Below are 21,310 nucleotides of genomic sequence, written 5' to 3' on the forward strand. Positions count from 1 at the left end.
CTCCTGAAAATAAAAGAACTAATCCTTTTATTTCTTGTGCTTCAAAAAAAGACACTTAGGATTTACCCTAAGTGCCTTTTATAATCATTTATTATCAAGAAACGTCTTAAAGGATGACGCTGACAATGATGGCTGAAAGAATGCTGACAAGCGTCGCACCATAAAGTAACTTCAAACCAAATCGAGCCACTACGTTCCCTTGCTTTTCATTTAAACCTTTGACTGCACCTGCGATGATCCCGATTGATGAGAAGTTTGCAAATGATACCAAGAATACCGATACGATTCCCAAAGTCCTCTCGCTAAACCCTGAATCCGCTAAACTTAGCATGGCAACGAATTCATTTGTAACTAGTTTCGTAGCCATGATTCCACCTGCAGATACGATTTCCGACGCCGGAACACCCATGATGAATGCAAATGGTGCGAAGATATACCCTAATATTTCTTGGAAGCTGATTCCTAATATCATGTCGAATAAGCTGTTAATACCCGCAATCAATGCGACAAAACCTATTAACATGGCTGCAACAGTTATCGCCACTTTAAACCCATCCATGATATACTCTCCAAGCATTTCGAAGAAAGATTGCTTCTCAGCCCCTTCTTCAACAGCAAGGATATCCTCTTCCTCGGACACTGTATACGGGTTAATGATAGAAGCGATAATAAATCCGCCAAACATGTTAATAACGATAGCTGTCACTACGTACCTTGGTTCGACCATTGTCATGTAGGCCCCTACAATTGACATGGATACCGTAGACATGGCTGACGCACAAAGTGTATACATACGTGAAGGCGGTATGGCACCCAGTTGCTTTTTCAAAGTAATGAAGACCTCTGATTGACCAACGATAGCCGAAGCAACCGCATTATAAGATTCCAGTTTACCCATTCCGTTAATTTTGCTGATCAATAAACCAATCCACTTCATTATAAAAGGAAGAATCCTTAAGTACTGTAAGATTCCAATTAAGGCAGAGATAAACACGATTGGAAGAAGCACATTTAAAAAGAACGGTGACGCTCCTTCATTGACGATTCCGCCGAAGACGAATGTTACTCCTTCATTGGCCCATTTCAAGAGCGTTCCAAACGCGTCAGCAATGGCATTGATAATCACTAGGCCAAACTTCGTATTTAATAAGATATACGTCAAAATAAGCTGGATGATGATCATTATAATAATTGGTTTTATTTTGACTTTCTTACGGTCACTGCTCACTAATAAAGCAAGTCCAAAGACAACGATCAGCCCTAAAATAGCTATCAGAAATTTCATATGTGGCCTCCACTAAGGTGATTTTTAATGAATAAAAACTTTTAACTGGGTACCTAAAAATTAATTATGCAAGCGTTTTCTCTTTTTACCATAATTCCTTGTCCGTACCTCTTTAATTTTATATATTATACTAATATTTTTTGTTGTGCAATTAATATTTTCCTTTTTATTCATTATTTAATGTCTGTATCCTTTTTTTAAAAATCATTCCCTTGTTCTTGGCTCCATATTCACCCCTTACCATAAAGAGCTTTTTCTCATGGTTTTCCAAACATTTGCAATTATTATTTACCTATAATTACCATTAAATATTCCCCTGAATTTCGATTCACTTTCAACTCTATTATCTTTTCCGGCCAATTCCTGCATCCCTGCCGTATATCATAATGCCATTGATTGCTTGTTGGCCTTTGTTTATTTCCCTCCATAAATTAAAATCAAAAAGGCTCTAACTTTCTCTAAGTTAAAAAGGAAAGTTAAAGCCTTTTTCATTCAATCATTGATTTCTTTGATTTCTTGGGAATATTATGTCGAAACGTGTGCGTTTATTTTCCTCACTCGTCACTTTGATGGTCCCTTGGTGTGTTTGTACGATCCATTTAGCGATAGAGAGGCCAAGTCCAGAACCTTCATTCGAAGAGCGGGAATGCTCCACTTGATAAAACCGATCAAAAATTTTCGAGATTTCACCTTGTGGTATCCCCTTTCCATCGTCCTCTACGGAAAGAATGATGGATGATGCACTTTTGACGCATGCTATGGAAATATTCCCGCCTTCTTCCGTAAATTTCATTGCATTGTCCACTAATATCACCAGTAACTGATGAATTCTTTCTTTATCCCCCAAAAACACAACTTGTTCAGGAGCGGAGCAGATTATCGTTTTATTATGGAAAGAAGCTATATCGATATACTGTTCGACGATTTCACTAATCAAATCATCCAAGAAAAAGCTGGCTTTGTTGACCTCCATTTGGTTTGAATCCGTTCGAGTCAAAATTAAAAGGCTATTCACTAACTTTTTCAACCGCCGGACTTCTTTAGAAATAATCGAGATATCTTCAGCCTTTTCTTCTATTGTCGCGGAAGGTGCTTGAAATAACAGATCGGCTCTCGACTGAATGACAGCGAGTGGCGTCCTGATTTCATGTGAGGCATCGGAAACAAACTGTTGCTGTTGCTCCCACGATTTTTTTATCGGAATAAGTGCTCTCCCTGCTAAAAGGTACCCTGCCCCTATAGCCAATAGGCTTCCCATTCCTCCTCCCATAATCAATATGAGCAGTAAACGATTAAGCATGGCTTTTTCCGAGTCAACATTCCGTATGAATTGCCACGTCATTCTTCCGTACTCTGTATCGACCTGGGTGGAAATCGCCCGGTACGTAGCCCCTTCAACTGAAATTTCTTCAATCTCATCGAAAGTTTTCGGGAAGAATTCCGACTCATTGACCTTAAAGAAACTTCCTTCGTTCAATCGTGGCTCAATGATTGTTTCATTAGGACCCCAAACGATTACACTCGGGCCTGGTCCTAACTGGAATTCACCTTGAGGACGATTCCCTCCTGGCATACCTCCCATCCTTTGTTCACGTAATGAATCGTTAACTTCCCTGTAAATCTGGTTTTCTGTATAGTAATATATCGTTCTGCTTAATATCGCAATAAGAACAATGAAGACGATTGAATTTAAAAGAGTTAGTTGAAGCCTCGTTTTTTGAAACATACGATTCTCCCTTATGGTTGTTTTAACATGTAGCCAATTCCTCGGACAGTCTGGATATCCTTATGGTATTGAAAGGGTTCTAGTTTCTTTCTTATATGGTGCACAAAAACTTCAACGATGGCAATCGTCGTATCGGAGTCAAATCCCCAGACCCGGTCAAAAATCTGTTCACGGGTTAAAATCTTTCCTTTATTTTGAATCAGGTATTCGAGCAACTCAAATTGTTTCACCGTAAATTTTATCGGCTCACCGTCTATCAGAATATCCTTTTCCCTCTCCAATAACTCGATTCTTCGGTATTTCAACCCCTGCTTAAGCGATATAATTCCACTTCTGCGCAGAAGGGCCCTTATTCTCGCCTTCAGTTCGGCCGCTTGAAAGGGTTTGACCAGATAATCATCCCCTCCAAGTTCCAAGCCCTTTACACGATCCTCAAGCGAATCTTTTGCAGTCAAGAACAGGACACTCGTGTCAATTTTAGCCTCTCTCATTTGGCGGATGATCTCAAAACCATCCATACCCGGAAGCATTACGTCTAAAAGAATGATATCGTATATACTTTGCTGGGCTAAAAACAGCCCATCCTCCCCATTACTAGCGGTATCGACTTCATACTCATCCTCTAATATTTGCCTGATCGATTCTAATAGTGAAACATTGTCTTCTACCACTAATACCTTCATCAAAAGGCACCATCCCCACATTTTTCTTCTATATTCTGTAATCTTATCCTTTTTCATATATAAAATAAAGGCGATTACCCTTAGTCTACTTCTTTAAATATTCGTGTCTAAATGACTTCATATGGTCGCCTTATTGGCAGAAAACACACGAATGAAAACATCCTCATCCATAACCGTTTTTCAAACCTATCTGATTTCATTCATTAAATCATTATCTTGAAAAAAGCTTAACTTTTCCTTAATGATGGTTCTTGATTTTCACAATTCATAAACCAATTTTGATTTCTTTTTGTCGCTAAATACTATGTCGAATAAAAAATTAAGGTTTTTTAAAAATTAAATTTACAAAATATTCTAATAAATATATACTGAAAGTGTTATCGGATCTGATTGGTAAAAAATCTTAATTAATAAAGGGGGAACCACATTGCCATCAAACGAATCTGTGGCAAAAGACCAAAAAGAAAGCGCTTCCATTGATTACACCGAAATTGTCCAATCTCCATCATTTCAAGTGCTCCTTAGAAAAAAACGCAAATTTATCATTCCACTTTCCATCTTTTTCATGGTCTTTTATTTCTCATTACCTATTCTCACTTCCTATTCTACCGTGCTTAATTCATATGCATTCGGTGCTATCAGTTGGGCCTGGGTCCTAGCCTTTGCACAATTCATCATGACCTGGACCCTTTGCGTGCTTTATTCCAAAAAGGCTGCTACTTTCGATATACTCGTTGATAAGATAATAAATGAAGTGAAAGGAAGAGGGTGATAAAGGATGAATGTACTTGCATTTACACTATTTCTTCTTATAGTTGGTCTAACGTTGGTCATCACATTCTTTGCCTCACGCCGTACCAAAACGACTGCTGACTTCTATACGGCAGATAGTAGCCTGACTGGTTGGCAAAATGGCTGGGCTATAGCTGGGGATTATATGTCCGCCGCTTCATTTTTAGGAATTGCAGGGATGGTCGCACTCTCTGGATTCGATGGATTCTTCTATAGCATCGGTTTTCTAGTCGCTTACCTCGTCGTACTCTATGTTGTGGCCGAGCCACTTCGTAATCTTGGGAAATACACCCTAGCCGATATGATTGCTGCACGATTCAACGAGAAGAAGGTACGTGGCGTTGCAGCGTTGAATACAATCTCCATATCGACCTTTTATATGATTGCCCAACTCGTTGGTGCAGGCGCCCTCATAAAATTATTACTTGGAATCGATTATTTATACTCTGTTATCATTGTTGGAGTTTTAATGACGGTATACGTCGTCTTTGGTGGAATGACAGCAACCAGCTGGGTACAAATCGTCAAAGCTGTTTTGTTGATGGCCGGGACCTTCATCATCTCTATTATTGTTCTGGCAAAATTCGACTTCAGCGTGCTGGAAATGTTCAGGCAAATGAAAACAGCCACCCCTCTTGGCGGCGATTTCCTTAACCCTGGCAATAAGTTCAAAGATCCGTTGGACACCTTATCACTCAATCTGGCCCTTGTACTCGGAACGGCAGGTCTGCCTCATATCCTCATTCGATTCTTTACAGTGAAAGATGCCATCACCGCTCGAAAGTCCGTGTTATATGCAACGTGGATTATTGGGATTTTCTATATCATGACCATTTTCCTTGGCTTTGGGGCAGCAGCTTTCGTTGGATATGACAAAATCGTTGGCGCTAACGCGGCTGGCAATATGGCTGCTCCCTTACTCGCTGAAGCCATTGGCGGTGATTTCCTGTTCGCCTTTGTCTCAGCCGTTGCCTTTGCAACCATCTTAGCCGTTGTAGCCGGACTGGTTCTTTCCGCGGCCTCTGCTTTTGCCCATGATTTTTATGGTCATATCCTTCGCAAAGGAAAAGCCACTGATAAAGAGCAAGTCGTTGCGGCTCGTTGGGCGTCAATCGGTGTATCCATCCTTTCCATCATCCTGGCCCTATTTGCTCAAAACATGAATGTTGCTTTCCTTGTATCACTTGCTTTTGCCGTAGCGGCTAGTGCAAATCTGCCCATCATTCTCTTTACGGTTTTCTGGAAGCGGTTTAACACGGCTGGGGCAGTTACCGGCATGCTCGTTGGCCTGATTAGCTCCCTATTACTAGTATTCTTAAGCCCGAATGTCTGGTCTCCGGACGGGAATGCCATATTTGTTGGGAACCCCATCTTCCCGCTTGCAAATCCGGGAATCGTCTCCATCCCGATTGGATTTATCGCGGCAATCTTAGGTACCTTGCTCTCCAGTAAAAAAGCGGATGCAAAGAAATATGATGAAATATTGGTCAAAGCTAACACTGGGATGAAAGATTCCATTTAATCCATATAGAGAAAGAGGGGGATCATCTTCCCCCTCTTTCTCTATTGTAACGTTCCCGCTATTACTATATCTTGTTTAGCTTCTTTAATTTTCTTTTATTATATTTATTCACTAACTGATTCATAACCTCAGCAAAAATCAACCCCATCGCAATTGCTCCCGCTAGCATAAATGCTTTTGCAGCCAATTGGAATGCCATATTAAAATCGTTTTCCACAAAATGCTTCATCGCATCATAAGATAACCCACCAGGCACGAGCGGGATAATCCCAGATACATTAAAGATTGTGATCGGTGTTTTGTACCTCTTCGCAAAATATTGGCTTATAACCGCTACGAGGAATGCTGCTGCCAATGTTGCAGCAATGCTATTCACATCATTTTCTACCAGAAAATAATAGAGAAACCAGCCTACCATCCCTACAGTGCCACACTGTATCAGTGATTTTTTTGGTACATTGAAAATGATCCCAAAGGCGGCAGAGGCAATAAAACTAGTAATTAACTGTGCAATCATCCTTTTACCTCCCCTGCATCATAGGAAAACGAAGGCAACCGCTATCCCGGTACCGATGGCCAAAGCGGTCAACCCTGCGTCCGCCCCTTTGGACAGCCCCGAAACTAAGTGCCCCGCAATCAGATCCCTAGCTGCATTTGTAATTAACAACCCTGGCACGAGTGGCATCACGGCTCCGATAATAATCTTATCAAGCTGGCTGCCTAAGCCTAATTGGACAAATAACATCGCTATCATTCCCACCACTAACGAGGCGATAAACTCAGCAAAAAAACGAACTTCCAATAACCAATGCAAATAAAGCAGACAAGAAAACCCTAATCCTCCCGCTATACACGACCAGATGAAATCATTCCACTGTCCTTGGAACATGATTAAAAAACAACCGCTCGAAATGAATGCTGCTAAAATTTGGGCCACTACGGAATAGCCCATGCCCTCTTTTTCTATTTGCTTCAGACGGGAAAAGGCTTCCTGGGGGGTCATTTCCCGACTTGAAATGCTACGGGAAATGCTGTTCACTAGCGTTACTTTGTGTAAATCAGTAGACCTCTGGGAAACCCTGATTAACTTAGATGCAGGGTGTTCCCCGTCCAAGGAAAAGATAATCCCAGTTGGTGTTGAAAAGCTATGTGATTCATCACAACCGAAGGCAGCGGCTATCCTAACCATCGTATCTTCCACCCTAGATGTTTCCGCACCGTTTTGGAGCATAATTTTCCCTGCAAGCAAACATACATCTATAATTTCATTGGTATGAAACTGACTATTCATTGTATCCTCTCCATTACTTCCTATATAGGAAATGTCTGCTTCATCAGTAAAAACTAACCCATTTAAATTCATTCCATGATAGCCTAATTTTCGAAAAAAGGATAGGAAAACCCTTTCGAATGCGTCGACTATTCAAATGGATTGCTCCCTGGGATTTGTATTTCCCTTCACTCTTATAGCCATAAACAGCCGTACCCCTGAAGTTTATTTCAAAATATAATCATCCATTAACCGTTCTTAGCCTTTTCTTCTCACTAAAAAAGATGCAGTACAAGGACCGCATCTTTTGTTCTATCATCTAGTTAGGCTTTGTTCCCCTTTTAACAGGTTATTCACTTCTTCCAAGGTGGGGGTTCCTTCCCAATCTCCTTTGAACTGGGTAGCCAAGGCACCCAAAATATTAGCTCTTTGCAAAGCTTGCTTTAATGAAGCTTCAGAACCGAGGAAATTCCCACTATCAAGGACCGATGATAGGAAACCCGCTGCAAATGCATCACCAGCCCCCACCGTATCCACAACATGATCCACCTTGTACGGACTCACCTGGATGCTATGATTCTGTGAAAAGGCAATGGCTCCCCTTTCCCCAAGCTTTAATACAACCACATTGGCACCCATTTCAATGAACCGCTTCCCATACTCCTCTGTAGGGAGCTTACCTAATAAAAACTCGGCTTCATCCAGCCCAGGAAGGAAAATATCACAAAGCGGGATAAGGGAAAGGAGGACCCTTCTTGCTTGTTCCTCACCCCACAGCTTTCTTCGAAGATTGGGATCGAATGAGATGGTCATTCCTTTTTCCCGTGCCGAAGTCATTATCTGCCGAACCGTCTCTTCAGGTGATTCCCCAAGTGCAGGTGTAATGCCTGTCACATGCAGATGCTTGGCCCCTTGAAGCCACTCTTCTTGAATGTCCTCAGGATGCAACTTGCTCGCTGCCGAATCGTGACGGTAGTAGTAAACAGAAGGGTCGCCGTATCCTTTAAAATCCTTGAAATATATAGCAGTCGGTGCTTCTTTATCCCGAATTACTTGTGAGACATCCACCCCTTCCCCTGCCAATGTAGCAAGTACATAATCGCCATGTGGATCTTCTCCCACCCGGCTAATCCACCTTGCTTTTTTACCCAATCGGCTTAATACGATAGCAACGTTGGACTCTGCTCCACCCAATGACTTCATCATACTTGTTTCATACTGCAATGGCCGGTTCGTTAAAGACTGGAACAATACTAAACTCTCACCAACCGTCACGACATCCACGTTATTTGGTGACATGCACATCCACCTCTTCGGCCAATTGAACATATCGTCTGGCTATTTCAGTAATTTTCTTAAATTCGCCTTTTTTGATTAGGGCGTTGTCAACCAAATTGCCGCCTAGGCCTACTGCCGTTACGCCATATCTCAATACTTCCTGAATGTTTTCTTGATTGATGCCACCCGTGGCCACCATCGGAATGTGAGATAAAGGTGCCCGGACATCTTTTATATATTTCACACCCAATGATCCGGTGGGGAAAACCTTGACCGCTTCGGCGCCTAATTGGTGGGCGCGTACCATCTCGGATGGCGTCATGGTTCCAGGCCAAACTACAACCCCTTTTTCACGCCCATAGGCTAGTACAGCTTCATCTAGATTGGGAGAAATTATATATTCTGCTCCGGCATCCACTGCTTTTTCAGCCATCTTGACGTCCAAGACTGTTCCGGCGCCAATTCGAAGCTTATCTCCGAAGCTCTCCTTTAAATCTGTGATCATTTCGAGTGCGCCTTCTGTATTCAAAGTGATTTCAAGAAAGGATATCCCTCCTTCTACCAAAGCCCTGGCAGTCTCTCTTCCCATACCAACTGGAATACCCCGAATAATGGCGATGATCTTCGCTTCTGCTAAACTAGTTAAAAGTTCACTTCCCATAGTTAAAAACCTCCATATTTTAGGTGAATTAAAGGGTTACCCCCGTTTTGAAAATAGCAAGCTCCCTGAAATCATTTTTTTCATTATTTACACATTCGCCGTTAGCCACTTGAATGATATAGTCGATGAAGCTACGTAGTACAGCATCAGGTGATACATCATCCTCCAGCAAAGTACCTGCATTGAAGTCAATCCAATGAGGCTTATTTTCAAAAATCGCGGTATTGGTAGACACTTTCATGGTCGGTACGAATGTCCCAAACGGGGTTCCTCTTCCTGTAGTGAATAAAACCATTTGGCATCCGGCTGCTGCAAGGGCCGAGGAAGCAATTAAATCGTTACCCGGAGCACTTAATAGATTCAACCCTTTCTTATCCAACACTTCTCCATATTTCAGAACATCGACAACGGGCGATGAACCTGCTTTCTGTGTGCAACCCAGTGACTTATCCTCTAGCGTTGTAATCCCGCCGGCTTTATTTCCTGGGGAAGGGTTTTCATAGACTGGCTGTTCGAACTTCATGAAGTACTCTTTAAAATCATTGATTAATGCGACTGTCTTATGAAAGACCTCTTCATTTATGGTGCGCTCCATTAAGATGGTTTCCGCCCCGAACATCTCAGGAACTTCCGTTAGAACCGTCGTCCCTCCTTGGGCGATAAGGAAATCTGAAAATCTCCCCAACAAGGGATTAGCCGTAATACCCGAGAAGCCATCCGACCCGCCACATTTCAAGCCGATCTTCAATTCGGATAACGGTACATCTTCTCGCTTATCGTTCACCGCATACTCATGAATGTCCTTAACCAAGTTCACCCCAGCTTCTATTTCATCTGTGACATCTTGCGAGACAAGAAACTTAATTCGATTCTCATCTATATTGCTTAATCCCTTTTTGAACTCAGCCATTTCATTATTCTCGCATCCTAAGCCTAGGACCAGAACCCCACCTGCATTGGGATGATTCACAGCATTGAGGAGGATTTGCTTGGTATTCTCGTGATCATCCCCCAATTGGGAACAACCGTAATTGTGTTTAAAGACAAGTGTGCTATCAAATGGGGCTATATCTCCGACTTCTTTTTCAAATCTTTTAATGATTTTCTCCGCAATGCCGTTCACACAGCCAACCGTCGGTACGATCCAAAGCTCGTTTCTGATACCGACCGTGCCGTTTTCCCTCTTGTATCCTTTGAAGGTTAACTTCTCATTTTCAAAAGGGTTTTCGACAAGCTTCCGTCCATAACGATATTCCTGTGTGCCTGATAGATTCGTTTTAGTATTGTGTGTGTGAACCCACTCACCGGGCTCAACTGCCTGCACTACGTGTCCGATTGGGAAACCATATTTAATAACATCATCACCCGTTTGAAGAGCTTCTATGGCTACTTTATGTCCTCTTTCAACATCTTGTTTTATTACGATTTCAGCTCCTTTTACATTGAAGCGTTCATCTTTCGACAATTTTCTTAATGCGAGTGCGATATTATCTTGTTCGTGAATTTGTAAAATATCCTTCATCATGAAATGCCTCCTTATTTTACAGACTGTTCTTTCATCACTGTTTCAAGTGCGGATTCCATCCCCGATTGTTCAATTTGTTTTAAATATTCTGTCACTAAATCCGTCAATCCCGCCACTTGGTTTAAATCTCTTCCCCAAATTTCTTGGTTACCGAGCGTACTCTGTACAAGTTGTTCCACTTTCATCGTTTCATTGGCGACGGATTTCCAAGAATCCTCGAACCATTGCAGGACCATTGGGTCGTCTTCTAACGGGATGACCTCTTTTCCTCTTTTTCCTTTATAAAAACTCAGTAATGCGCTCAATGAAAAGACCATCCGATGTGGCAAGCAGGCTTTCTTCTCCACATAATCAAGGAGTGTTGGTAAATTCCTCGCCCTAAATTTAGATGTCGAATTTAAACTTATGCTCATTAGGTAATGCTTCATATAAGGATTTTTGAACCGGTTCAGTACATCTTCGGCAAATTCCTTCAACTCTTCCTCTGGCATCTCTAGTGTGGGTATGATTTCCTCCAAAATCAGCTTTTGAATGAAGGAACCGGTAGCCTCATCATTCACAGCATCTGCCACCGTATCCAAACCTGATAAATACGCAACAGGGGTCATCGCTGTGTGGGAACCATTTAGGATACGCACTTTTTGAATCCGGTAAGGTGTTAAATCATCGACAATGAAAGCATTTAACCCTGCTTTATCGATAGGAAATTCCTTTTTGATCCATTGTGGCCCCTCAATCACCCATTGATGATATTGTTCGCCCACCACCAGTAGCTCATCTCGATATCCCAATTCCTTTGTCATTTCGTCAATCGAATCTTTAGGAAAACCCGGAACAATACGATCTACCAAACTGTTACAGAAAGTATTGGCTTTATGAATCCACGTGACGAACTCATCTCCGAGATTCCATGTATTAGCGAATTGCAGAACGATCTCTTTCAGCCTTGCTCCATTTTCTTCAATTAATTCACAAGGTATGATTACACACCCTTTTCGAATATCTCCATTGAATGCTTCAAAGCGATGATACAGGAAGGCTGTCAATTTTCCAGGAAAACTCTTTTGCGGCCGGTCTTCCAATTTATCAGTCTCCTCAAAATAAATACCAGCTTCTGTTGTATTAGAAATAATGAAACGAAGCTGATCACTTCCTGCCAACTTTACATATTGATCATATTCATTACCTAAATGAATGCCTCTACTAATCGAATTGACGACCATATGTTCATTTACGGCAGCCCCGTCTTTCATCCCTTGCAGATATAGAGTGAATAAACCATCCTGTTCGTTTAACCGGGTAATTTTTTCCGATCCCCTAGGTTGGACTACTACCACGCTTCCATTAAAGTCCGTTTCTTTATTTAGTACGTCTATTTGCCAATCCACAAATGCCCGTAAGAAATTGCCTTCACCGAATTGGAGAACCTTTTCTGGGTAAATGGGATGTCCCCCGCTGATTTGCTTGTTTAATCTTTCCATCATTTGTCCCTCCTCATAATGCACACGTGAACATTTTTTAATAAAAAAATGAAAATATATGATTTGCCCATCTATTGGTATTAAATTAACAATAAACGGGCCTATTTATCAAGTCAATTCTTTCACGGAATTCCGTACCTTTAATTCCGTATTTACGAAAATCCGCTCCCCACGCTGTCCCGGTTTCTCGATTAACGATAGGAGGTGTATGGCACCTTTTACACTGATCTGCTCGATTGGTCTTTTAACTGTTGTCAATCTGGGAGTCGTATATTGAGCGAACCCTATATCATCGAATCCAATGATGGATACATCATCCGGCACCTTTAGGCCGGAAGCAAAAACAGCATTCATGGCACCTATGGCCATATCATCATTCGAACAAAATACAGCTGTCGGTGGCTTCTTATTATCAAGCAATCTTTCCATCGCTTTATACCCGCTGTGCATATCATAATTTCCTTGGACAACATAATCGCTTTGAATGGGAAGTTGATGATCAAGCATCGCCTTTACATATCCTTCCTTACGATTTTTCGTCGACTTGAATCCTTCTATCCCTTCAATGATTGCGATATCCCGGTGCCCGTTTTGAATCAGATGTTCTATCGCTTGGCAAGAACCCTCTGCATCATTGGATAAAATGTTAACTAGCTTCTTTTCGTCAATTTGTCTGTTCAATACGACAATCGGTATGTTCTTCTGTAGCACATGATAGATAAAGGCATTATCCACATCACTTTGGCTCATTAAAATGATGCCATCGAACCTACCACTGTTTATGGCCGAAAAATCCTCATAATCATCTATACCTCGTACAAAGAGGTTAAAGTCTTCATTGATGACACTGTTGACTCCCTTGATGGTGTCTGTAAAAAAGCTAGGTGATGTACCATTAGAAATGCTCGTAAAGAATAATCCTATTGTATTCGATTTTTTCAAGACTAGACTTTTTGCATTGTAATTGGGCGTATAATTTAGCTGAGAGGCAAGATCGATTATCTTTTTTCTTGTATCCTCTTTAATCAACGGACTATTATTTAAGGCCCGTGATACGGTTGTGTGAGACACATTAGCCAATTTAGCTATATCCTTTATCGTTACCATTCTACTCATCCTTTAGATCACAAAGTATACTTACCTAGTAGCATACCATGTTTATCTGGCATTGCCAGGCTGCAAATCCTCCATTAATGGATAACATGTAATCAATGGGAATATTCAGCCTGGTCATATTCATTACCTAAATAGGCCCTTCTCAGCATTTTCCTATTACCTTGTCTTAAGGTCTTGAATGATTTCTGCATGTTTATCGTCTGTTAACTTATACATGATGCCGATGACAAGCATGGCAATCGTTAAAGCTATCGCTGGATATAGAGTCAACAAACCCTTTATTCCAAGCAAAGTACCCGCTGTTTGTGCAACATTCGGTACATACCCAATCAAACTTAGTCCAAGACCAGACAGGAATCCAGCCAAGGATTGAGCAAGCTTTCTGGAAAAGTTGAATAAGGAATAGGTCGTAGCTTCTTTCCGTTCCCCAGAAACCCATTCCCCATAATCAATGATATCCGAGACCAGTGCCCAGGTAATTCCGTTTGGGATACTGATACCAATGAAGGCTATCGCAGATAGCATCGTAAATGAATAGATGTTTGTTGGTATAAGGAAATTGATTAAGTCAGCAACAATACAAATTCCGAACCCAATCATTGCCGTATGTTTCTTACCGAATTTTTTGACAAGTTTCGGCATCAGTATAACTCCTAGAAATGAAGAACCGATGATGACAAAACTCATATTCGCCACTAATGTTACATTTCCTAAATTATATTGTGCGAAATAAATCAGTAGTGCTGATTTGATATTATAAGCCGAGATCGAGAATATTGTCATGAGCACCAGTGTTAATAAGGGCTTATTTGTTGCAAAGGTCCTTATGATGGACATGAAGGAAAGTTTCTCTTTAGGTGCTTCTTTGACTACCACCCTTTCCTTTGTATTGCGGTAACAAATATAGAACCCAATGATTCCGACAATACACATGATTCCCATTACCACTGGGTATCCGACTTTGGGATTTTCAAATTTCACAATGATTGGCATCACGATGACACTCGTGATTAGTAATGCGCCCAAAGAGCCTATTTGCCTGTATGTAGCAAGTGATGTCCGGTCTTCTGCATCCTGTGTCATGGCCGCCCCTAGTGATCCATAAGGAATATTGGTGAAGGAATATGCGATTCCCCAGATCATATAGAGACCATATGCATAGACGAGTTTCCCTGTCGTTGACACTTCAGGCGAAATAAACAGAAGAACGGTAAAGATGGCTAATGCAAGACTTCCAATAAGTAAGTAAGGCCTGAATTTTCCCCGCTTCCCGATATTTTTTCGATAATCGATGGAAGAACCTACGATGGGATCCATAATGGCTGCAAATAACTTGCTTACTAAAAAAATGGTACCTGCCGCCGCTGCCGGGATACCAGCGACATCCGTAAGGAATTTAAGCAAGTAGAGCTGACCTAGGTCAAACATGAAACCGTTTCCAAAGTCACCGAATCCATAAGAAACTTTTTCTTTTAGAGTCAATTTTTCTATTTTTTCTTCCGTTTTCACCGCGACTTCTGGAGCAAGAACTGTGCTCATATGATCCTCCTAGCAATCTATAGTTTGTTCCGGAATGATATTTTGCTATACTTATACTGATAATTTTTTCTAAGGGGCTCTCCATTCTACTTTTGGTCAAGGACGAATAGAGAGCTCTTTTTTTATTCGTTGATTTTGAATCCAAAGTAATCCTTCGCGTTATTATAAGAAATCCCTTGTACGATACTCCCCAATAATTCCAAGTCATTTGGCACTTCTCCGTTTTCGACCCAATCCCCGATTAACTGGCATACAAGCCTTCTGAAGTACTCATGACGGGTATAAGAGAGAAAGCTTCTGGAATCCGTCAACATGCCAAGGAATCTGCTAAAGAGCCCTACATTTGCGAGCGCTTTCATCTGATCCAACATGCCATCTTTATTGTCATTGAACCACCATGCTGTTCCAAACTGGATTTTTCCAGGAGTCTTTCCATCTTGAAAACTATTAATGATGCTGGCGATGACATGGTTATCATTTGGATTTAACGAATAGAGAATCGTTTTTGGAAGGGCATCGTCTTTATCCATTGCATCCAATATCTGAACCAGCGGTTTTGCAATCCCATCATCGTTCATTGAATCGTAGCCCGTGTCGGGTCCCAACCGTTTAAACATTCTGGAATTATTATTACGAAGGGCATTAATATGGAATTGCATCGTCCAATCTAATTCGGCATAGATTCCACCGAGAAAATTCAAGGTATACGTCTTATATTTTTTTTCTTCTTCTACTGAAACTTGGTTGCCTTGCAGTCGTCTAGAGAAAATCTTAGCGACTTCTTCCTCAGTCGATTCTTCATACACGACAACATCCAATGCATGGTCCGCGACCCGGCCGCCTATTGCATGAAAAAAACGAACACGAGATTCTATAGCTGCAAGAAAACCTGCGTAGCTATCAATTTTCTGATTTGCCGCTAGCCCTAATTCCCCTACCCAATCCAGATAACCTGGACGATTAATTTCCAAGCCTTTATCTGGGCGAAAGCTAGGTAAAACGCTTACAGGAAAGTCCTGATCATCCCGTAATAACTGGTGATACTCTAATGAATCCACTGGATCATCGGTTGTACAGATCACCTGGACGTGGGATTTCATGATTAAATCTCTCGCGCCAAATCCCTCCCCATTTAGGAGTGAATTCACTTTTTCCCAAATGGCAGGTGCGTTTTTTTCATTCAAGAGATCATGAACTTCGAAAAAGCGCTGTAACTCAAGATGTGTCCAATTATACAAAGGGTTTCCAATGGTCATCGGGACCGTTTTCGCCCACGCTAAAAACTTGTCGTAGTCATTGGCATCACCCGTCACATAATCCTCCGAAATACCATTTGCCCTCATGGCCCGCCATTTATAATGGTCTCCGTATAACCAAGCTTCCGTGATATTTTTGAACGTTTTATTTTCATAAATCTCCTGAGGGCTTAAGTGACAGTGATAATCTATTATCGGCATATCTTTTGCGTAATTTTCATAGAGTTTGACCGCTGTATCGCTTGTCAGCAAAAAGTCTTCTCCCATAAAATCCTTCATCATTCCACACTTCCTTTTTTATTTGATGTATATCTAATCATTTTTAATGTTAGCGTTAACATTTTAAAATAAAAATACAAATAACTTACTTTGTTTGATAGAATTATATATGAATCGCTTTAATGTTAACGTTAACATTTTAATTAGTTTTATTTTACAGACTATTCTATATAATTACAATACTTATTATAGTTTACTATAAATATTGTCATAAAATATGTGTTGGGCAACTCATACTCAACTCGATTCCACTTGAATAATCTTTCTATTTTGATTATTCTTTTAACATGACTTCCTTTAATTTATTATTGTCAAACTACGCTCTAAAGCTGATAATTGAGCGTGTAATTATTGTTAGCCACATCCTGAAAGGAAGGAATATTCCATGAAAAGCTTCTTTAAAAACTATCGATCCTCTTTAATATTGCTGATGGCAATTATTATTGGCGGTATAGCTGGTCTTATATTTGGTGAGAAGACCTCCATCATCCAGCCGCTGGGGGACTTATTTCTAAATTTAATGTTTACTATTATCGTACCACTGGTGTTTTTCAGCATCTCCTCAGCCATCGCCAATATGAATGGGATGAACCGCCTAGGGAAAATCATGGGCAGCATCGTCTTTGTTTTCTTAGCAACAGCTGCTCTAGCTGCCGTTATTGGATTTATTGGGACAACGATTATCAATCCGCTGGAAGGCACGGATACAACTGCAATTAAAGAACTAATGCAAAATAGTGATTCGCAAGAGGCCGTAGAAGAGGTTTCATTACTTAGCCAACTCGTTCAAACGGTTACGGTATCCGACTTCCCGGAACTGTTCTCAAGAAGCAATATGCTTCAACTAATTGTCTTTTCCGTTTTAATTGGCCTTTCCACTGCACTGGTCGGTGAAAAAGCCAAACCGATTACCGTATTTTTATCAGCTGGTACGGCTGTCATGATGAAAGTCGTTAAAATTGTCATGTATTATGCACCGATTGGTCTAGGCGCTTACTTTGCTTCTATCATCGGTCAGCTTGGACCGCAAATTTTAGAAGGTTATGCACGTACTTTCGTACTTTATCTCATTTTGACTGTGATTTATTATTTTGGATTCTTCACTCTATATGCCTTTCTTGCTGGTGGTAAAGAAGGCATTAAACTATTTTGGAAAAATGCTTTTACACCTTCCATCACTGCAATCGCTACTTGTTCAAGTGCGGCTTCTATTCCAGTCAATTTGGAATACGTCAGAAAAATGGGAGTACCAAAGGATATTGCTGAAACAGTCATCCCGCTTGGAGCCAACACCCATAAAGACGGCTCTGTATTTGGCGGTGTCATGAAAATCGTCTTTCTCTTCTCTTTATTCGGTAAAGACATGACAAGTATTTCTAGCATTCTAAGCATCCTTGCCGTCGCCTTTTTAGTAGGAGCAGTTATGGGTGCCATCCCTGGTGGTGGAATGATTGGAGAAATGTTGATTCTAAGTGTTTTCGGATTTCCTATCGAAGTATTACCAATCATTGCTGTCATTTCAACTATCATCGATGCCCCAGCTACATTATTGAACTCTACTGGGAATACTGTGTGCGCCATGCTTGTCACACGGCTTGTCGAAGGTAAGAATTGGTTAAAACAGGCCTTTGTAAAAGAAGATTCTGCTATATAATTTTCACAAGAAATGGACTCCAGGACCCTTGGGGTCCTTTTTTTGTGGCTTTAATTAGATTATTCTCGGTCAATTTTCCAACCGAAAAGGATTTCCCCTTGTTTAAATCGAATTAAGAAAGAAGACGCGAGGAGGGATAGTATAGTGAAAAATTGGCTGCCAGCCGGAATTCTTATCATGGGTTTACTCTATATATTTTTCATACCTGAAGAACCATTAGCCATAAAGATTCTTTTCAAGATCATTCCGATGATATTAATTCTCTTTTATGCCTACACCAAGAATGCGGAACGAATGACTCGATACCAACAACTTGTTCTCTTTGGTCTATTCTTTTGCATGTTGGGTGACGGCTTATTGATTTGGTTCGTCATTGGTCTGAGTGCCTTTCTGATTGGACACATTTTTTATATAGTCGCTTTCTTGAATAATTGGAGCTTTTCATGGCTACGCATGTTTTCCATTATACCGATTGCCGCCTATTCCACTTGGATCGGACGTGAAATAGTTCTTTCCTTAGCCGACAAGGGTGAACATAGCCTGATTATTCCTGTCATTTGCTATATAACCGTCATCTCCATCATGGGGTGGGCAGCATTCATGACCGGAAATGCTGCAGCTATTATCGGTGGTTTACTTTTTGTCCTTTCAGATTCCATTTTGTCCTGGAATAAATTCGTCGGGGAGATTACCTATGCTGGACCCTTGATCATGCTCACCTACTACACTGCTCAGTTCTTCATCGCTTCAAGTATTCGTCGAAATTATGCTTACCCTTCATTGATAAACAGGAAGTATAACGAGCCGACTATATACGACTGATTTTTTTCCGGTCGCTACCTAAGAAAAAGGCATGCACAGCCGAATCTCGGACTGTTGCATACCTTCTTTGTTTTTACCCTTTAATTTTCTTAATAAATACCACTTTTAAATAATTGCCTTCTTTAAAATCCGAAGTGGTTCTGAAATCGGCTGGCAGTGTAAACTCTTCCAGGAGTTCATATTTTCCATCCATTTCTCTGAATGCCACCTCAATGAAACTTTTGAATTTTTTCATATCAAAAGTACTGCAGTTCGTTGAGGCGATGATCACTCCATTGTCCTCTGTGATGGCAATGGCATCCTTCAATAAGTTGGTATAGTCTTTGCCTGCACTGAAAGTAAACTTCTTTGACTTGGCAAAACTCGGTGGATCCAGGATGACCATATCAAATTTCAAGGCTTTCTTCACTGCGTATTTAAAATAATTAAATACGTCCATTACGACAATGTTCTGCGCTTCAGTATCGATTCCATTCACGCTAAATTGTTCAACCGTTTTAGGAAGGCTTCGGTTTGCCAAGTCCACACTGGTCGTTTTAACGGCACCGCCTAAAGCTGCAAAAACGGAAAAAGCACCGGTGTAAGAGAACATATTCAAGACAGTTTTCCCTTTGGCATATTTATCTCTGATTGTCCTCCTGACATCACGTTGATCAAGGAAAACCCCGACCATCGCCCCGTCATTCAGATAAACGGCAAACTGAACACCATTCTCCTTGACGATAAGGGGAAACTCTGGTTGCACGCCCAGGACAAAGTCATCTTCCTCCACGTATTGTCCCTTCGTATCAAAACGCTTCTTCTGGTAGATTGATTTGACTGTGACTGTATTCTGCAAGGCCTGGATAATATAATCTTTATACGAATAGATTCCCATGCTGTACCAGTTGATGACATAGTTGCCCTCATAATGGTCAATGATAATCCCGCCTATTCCATCTCCTTCACCATTGAAGAACCGGAAAGCCGTCGTTTCCGTATCCTTGAAGAAAGGCTTCCGGTAGTCATACGCAGCCTGGATTTTCTTATTGAAAAACTCCTGGTCAATGTTTTCACTCTCTTTTTGCGTTAATACCCATCCATAGCCTTTATTCTGTTTTCCATAATACCCTTTGGCAAGAAAACGGTTGTTTTCGTCTACCAACCGCATCAGGCAGCCTTCTTCTTGAAGGTCATTGAGGTTACCTATCGCCTCCTTGGCAATCAAAGGATAACCTTTGGCGATTTTACTCACGAATTTAGTTTTTACTTTTACATCTATTTCTCTTATCAAATATATCATCCTATCTTTGGTATTGCTTTCCTCCCCATTTTACCCTAATCTCCACATAAATAAAAACCAGCCTGGCCTTTGACCAAGCTGGTTTCTTACATTCTATTGATTCAGGAAACTTTCAAATGAAGGTCTCCGGCATGTACTTTCCCCATCATTTTCATGACCCGGTGCAAAACGATTGTAATCATGGCTGGCAGCACCATACCAACTGCCACATAAATAAGGAACATATACAATCCCTGACCCGTAAGGACGGCAATTGGAGCAATTAAGGAGCTCAGGCCCATCCCTCCAAGTTCATAAGGCACTTGAAATTCGAAAAGCATTGTAGCAATTGGAGCACAGATTACTGCTGCCACGAATGGCGGAATGATGTATATTGGATTCTTTATTAAATTAGGAAACTGAACCTTTGGTGTCACAATCATCTGGGCGAAAAGTCCACCCATATCATTATCTTTATAAGACATGACTGTAAAACCAACAAACTGAACGGTACAACCAATTAAAGCTGCTGCACTAGAGACAGGATCTAACTGAAGTGCAATCGCTAAAGCAGCAGAAGAAGCAGGTGTCATCAATAAAATGCTGAAGACTAACGCTATGACCATGGAGCCAAGTAAAGGAGAACCGGAAACGGCTGCGGTTATGTGGGCACTTAACCAGGTCAATAATGGTGTTGTAACGAGAGCTAGTCCATAACCGGCAACCCCTCCGACAAGCACAGCAGCCAATGGGATGGCCATGATGTCCAACTTGGTTTTCCCTATCAACCGTTTCCCAACATACGTTGCAACCAACGCAGCCAGAACAGCACTGATTGGTTGCCCTGTGGCAATCGTGAAGGTCCCCTCTGCTGTTCGGTTAATGGCAGCACCCCCGACAGTACTAGAAGCCATTGCACTAAAGATGACTAAGGAGTTACCTCCAAGCTGATAGGCTATTCCCGCTCCTAAGGCAGGTGCCAGCAAGACCTTAGTAGCCCCACCGATTGCAAGGAAGACTTCCCACCCTAAATAGCCTCCTATTGACTCAAATAATAAACCGATTCCTAACGTTACTAATACCGCATTCGCAATTCCTGATGAAGCCTTATACATACGTTCTGTGATGTATTCTTTTCTGCCCATTGATTTCCACTCCTG

The 21,310-nt window shown here is 41.2% G+C and carries 18 protein-coding genes; 4 read left to right on the forward strand and 14 right to left on the reverse strand.

Annotated features, from left to right (window positions below):
* Positions 1-106: 106 nt before the first annotated feature.
* The 3 genes from ACQKL5_RS17445 to ACQKL5_RS17455 form a co-directional block, all read right to left on the reverse strand.
* The gene (locus ACQKL5_RS17445; protein WP_427610165.1) at positions 107-1,285 is read right to left on the reverse strand and encodes a NupC/NupG family nucleoside CNT transporter; all 1,179 of its coding nucleotides are present in this window, start codon (positions 1,283-1,285) and stop codon (positions 107-109) included.
* A gap of 496 nt (positions 1,286-1,781) precedes the next feature.
* On the reverse strand, positions 1,782-3,011 hold the full coding sequence (locus tag ACQKL5_RS17450; RefSeq protein WP_427610166.1) for a sensor histidine kinase: 1,230 nt from the start codon (positions 3,009-3,011) through the stop codon (positions 1,782-1,784).
* 11 nt (positions 3,012-3,022) lie between these two features.
* On the reverse strand, positions 3,023-3,694 hold the full coding sequence (locus ACQKL5_RS17455) for a response regulator transcription factor (protein ID WP_427610236.1): 672 nt from the start codon (positions 3,692-3,694) through the stop codon (positions 3,023-3,025).
* Between the two features lie 427 nt (positions 3,695-4,121).
* Here ACQKL5_RS17455 and ACQKL5_RS17460 point away from each other — a divergent pair, with 427 nt between their 5' ends.
* Together ACQKL5_RS17460 and ACQKL5_RS17465 are read left to right on the forward strand one after the other, a co-directional pair.
* Positions 4,122-4,466, forward strand: coding sequence for a DUF485 domain-containing protein (locus ACQKL5_RS17460; protein ID WP_427610167.1), 345 nt, complete (start codon positions 4,122-4,124; stop codon positions 4,464-4,466).
* Between the two features lie 6 nt (positions 4,467-4,472).
* Positions 4,473-6,008 (forward strand): solute symporter family protein, encoded by a 1,536-nt coding sequence (locus tag ACQKL5_RS17465; protein ID WP_427610168.1) that lies wholly within the window; start codon positions 4,473-4,475, stop codon positions 6,006-6,008.
* Positions 6,009-6,072: 64 nt separating this feature from the next.
* Here the strand turns inward: ACQKL5_RS17465 and ACQKL5_RS17470 are convergent, their stop codons facing one another.
* From ACQKL5_RS17470 to uxaC, 9 genes are all read right to left on the reverse strand, one after another.
* Positions 6,073-6,525: a threonine/serine exporter family protein gene (locus ACQKL5_RS17470; protein WP_427610169.1), complete on the reverse strand. Its 453-nt coding sequence runs from the start codon at positions 6,523-6,525 to the stop codon at positions 6,073-6,075.
* 18 nt (positions 6,526-6,543) lie between these two features.
* Entirely contained in the window at positions 6,544-7,299 is a 756-nt protein-coding gene (locus ACQKL5_RS17475) for a threonine/serine exporter family protein (protein ID WP_427610170.1), read from the reverse strand.
* Between the two features lie 294 nt (positions 7,300-7,593).
* The gene (locus ACQKL5_RS17480) at positions 7,594-8,577 is read right to left on the reverse strand and encodes a sugar kinase (RefSeq protein ID WP_427610171.1); all 984 of its coding nucleotides are present in this window, start codon (positions 8,575-8,577) and stop codon (positions 7,594-7,596) included.
* Entirely contained in the window at positions 8,564-9,217 is a 654-nt protein-coding gene (locus ACQKL5_RS17485; protein ID WP_427610172.1) for a bifunctional 4-hydroxy-2-oxoglutarate aldolase/2-dehydro-3-deoxy-phosphogluconate aldolase, read from the reverse strand. Before ACQKL5_RS17485 ends, ACQKL5_RS17480 begins: the two co-directional genes overlap by 14 nt.
* A 28-nt stretch (positions 9,218-9,245) precedes the next feature.
* Positions 9,246-10,739, reverse strand: coding sequence for a UxaA family hydrolase (locus ACQKL5_RS17490; protein WP_427610237.1), 1,494 nt, complete (start codon positions 10,737-10,739; stop codon positions 9,246-9,248).
* A 14-nt stretch (positions 10,740-10,753) separates the two neighbouring features.
* Positions 10,754-12,223: a tagaturonate reductase gene (locus tag ACQKL5_RS17495; RefSeq protein ID WP_427610173.1), complete on the reverse strand. Its 1,470-nt coding sequence runs from the start codon at positions 12,221-12,223 to the stop codon at positions 10,754-10,756.
* A gap of 108 nt (positions 12,224-12,331) precedes the next feature.
* Positions 12,332-13,330, reverse strand: a complete 999-nt coding sequence (locus ACQKL5_RS17500; protein ID WP_427610174.1) for a LacI family DNA-binding transcriptional regulator — start codon at positions 13,328-13,330, stop codon at positions 12,332-12,334.
* Positions 13,331-13,495: 165 nt separating this feature from the next.
* Complete coding sequence (locus ACQKL5_RS17505) at positions 13,496-14,878, reverse strand: MFS transporter (RefSeq protein WP_427610175.1); 1,383 nt, start codon at positions 14,876-14,878, stop codon at positions 13,496-13,498.
* A 122-nt stretch (positions 14,879-15,000) separates the two neighbouring features.
* Positions 15,001-16,413, reverse strand: a complete 1,413-nt coding sequence (uxaC, locus tag ACQKL5_RS17510; protein ID WP_427610176.1) for a glucuronate isomerase — start codon at positions 16,411-16,413, stop codon at positions 15,001-15,003.
* A gap of 385 nt (positions 16,414-16,798) precedes the next feature.
* Between uxaC and ACQKL5_RS17515 the strand changes: the two genes are divergently transcribed.
* Both ACQKL5_RS17515 and ACQKL5_RS17520 read left to right on the forward strand, forming a co-directional pair.
* Positions 16,799-18,067: a dicarboxylate/amino acid:cation symporter gene (locus ACQKL5_RS17515; protein ID WP_427610177.1), complete on the forward strand. Its 1,269-nt coding sequence runs from the start codon at positions 16,799-16,801 to the stop codon at positions 18,065-18,067.
* A 144-nt stretch (positions 18,068-18,211) separates the two neighbouring features.
* Positions 18,212-18,889, forward strand: a complete 678-nt coding sequence (locus ACQKL5_RS17520; protein ID WP_427610178.1) for a lysoplasmalogenase — start codon at positions 18,212-18,214, stop codon at positions 18,887-18,889.
* A gap of 73 nt (positions 18,890-18,962) precedes the next feature.
* On the opposite strand, the gene ACQKL5_RS17525 is transcribed toward ACQKL5_RS17520, so the two are convergent.
* Both ACQKL5_RS17525 and ACQKL5_RS17530 read right to left on the reverse strand, forming a co-directional pair.
* Entirely contained in the window at positions 18,963-20,162 is a 1,200-nt protein-coding gene (locus tag ACQKL5_RS17525; protein WP_427610179.1) for a class I SAM-dependent rRNA methyltransferase, read from the reverse strand.
* 110 nt (positions 20,163-20,272) lie between these two features.
* Positions 20,273-21,295: a PTS transporter subunit IIC gene (locus ACQKL5_RS17530; protein WP_427610180.1), complete on the reverse strand. Its 1,023-nt coding sequence runs from the start codon at positions 21,293-21,295 to the stop codon at positions 20,273-20,275.
* Between the last annotated feature and the right edge of the window lie 15 nt (positions 21,296-21,310).

This window comes from Peribacillus sp. NPDC097675, from assembly GCF_050277655.1.
Classification (GTDB): domain Bacteria; phylum Bacillota; class Bacilli; order Bacillales; family DSM-1321; genus Peribacillus.

Bases quoted from the DNA above. Each gene is read 5' to 3' on its own strand.
- ACQKL5_RS17445 (WP_427610165.1), bottom strand. From the start codon at position 1,285: ATGAAATTTCTGATAGCTATTTTAGGGCTGATCGTTGTCTTTGGACTT.
- ACQKL5_RS17450 (WP_427610166.1), bottom strand. From the start codon at position 3,011: ATGTTTCAAAAAACGAGGCTTCAACTAACTCTTTTAAATTCAATCGTC.
- ACQKL5_RS17455 (WP_427610236.1), bottom strand. From the start codon at position 3,694: ATGAAGGTATTAGTGGTAGAAGACAATGTTTCACTATTAGAATCGATC.
- ACQKL5_RS17465 (WP_427610168.1), top strand. From the start codon at position 4,473: ATGAATGTACTTGCATTTACACTATTTCTTCTTATAGTTGGTCTAACG.
- ACQKL5_RS17470 (WP_427610169.1), bottom strand. From the start codon at position 6,525: ATGATTGCACAGTTAATTACTAGTTTTATTGCCTCTGCCGCCTTTGGG.
- ACQKL5_RS17475 (WP_427610170.1), bottom strand. From the start codon at position 7,299: ATGAATAGTCAGTTTCATACCAATGAAATTATAGATGTATGTTTGCTT.
- ACQKL5_RS17480 (WP_427610171.1), bottom strand. From the start codon at position 8,577: ATGTCACCAAATAACGTGGATGTCGTGACGGTTGGTGAGAGTTTAGTA.
- ACQKL5_RS17485 (WP_427610172.1), bottom strand. From the start codon at position 9,217: ATGGGAAGTGAACTTTTAACTAGTTTAGCAGAAGCGAAGATCATCGCC.
- ACQKL5_RS17490 (WP_427610237.1), bottom strand. From the start codon at position 10,739: ATGAAGGATATTTTACAAATTCACGAACAAGATAATATCGCACTCGCA.
- ACQKL5_RS17495 (WP_427610173.1), bottom strand. From the start codon at position 12,223: ATGGAAAGATTAAACAAGCAAATCAGCGGGGGACATCCCATTTACCCA.
- ACQKL5_RS17500 (WP_427610174.1), bottom strand. From the start codon at position 13,330: ATGGTAACGATAAAGGATATAGCTAAATTGGCTAATGTGTCTCACACA.
- ACQKL5_RS17505 (WP_427610175.1), bottom strand. From the start codon at position 14,878: ATGAGCACAGTTCTTGCTCCAGAAGTCGCGGTGAAAACGGAAGAAAAA.
- uxaC (WP_427610176.1), bottom strand. From the start codon at position 16,413: ATGAAGGATTTTATGGGAGAAGACTTTTTGCTGACAAGCGATACAGCG.
- ACQKL5_RS17515 (WP_427610177.1), top strand. From the start codon at position 16,799: ATGAAAAGCTTCTTTAAAAACTATCGATCCTCTTTAATATTGCTGATG.
- ACQKL5_RS17530 (WP_427610180.1), bottom strand. From the start codon at position 21,295: ATGGGCAGAAAAGAATACATCACAGAACGTATGTATAAGGCTTCATCA.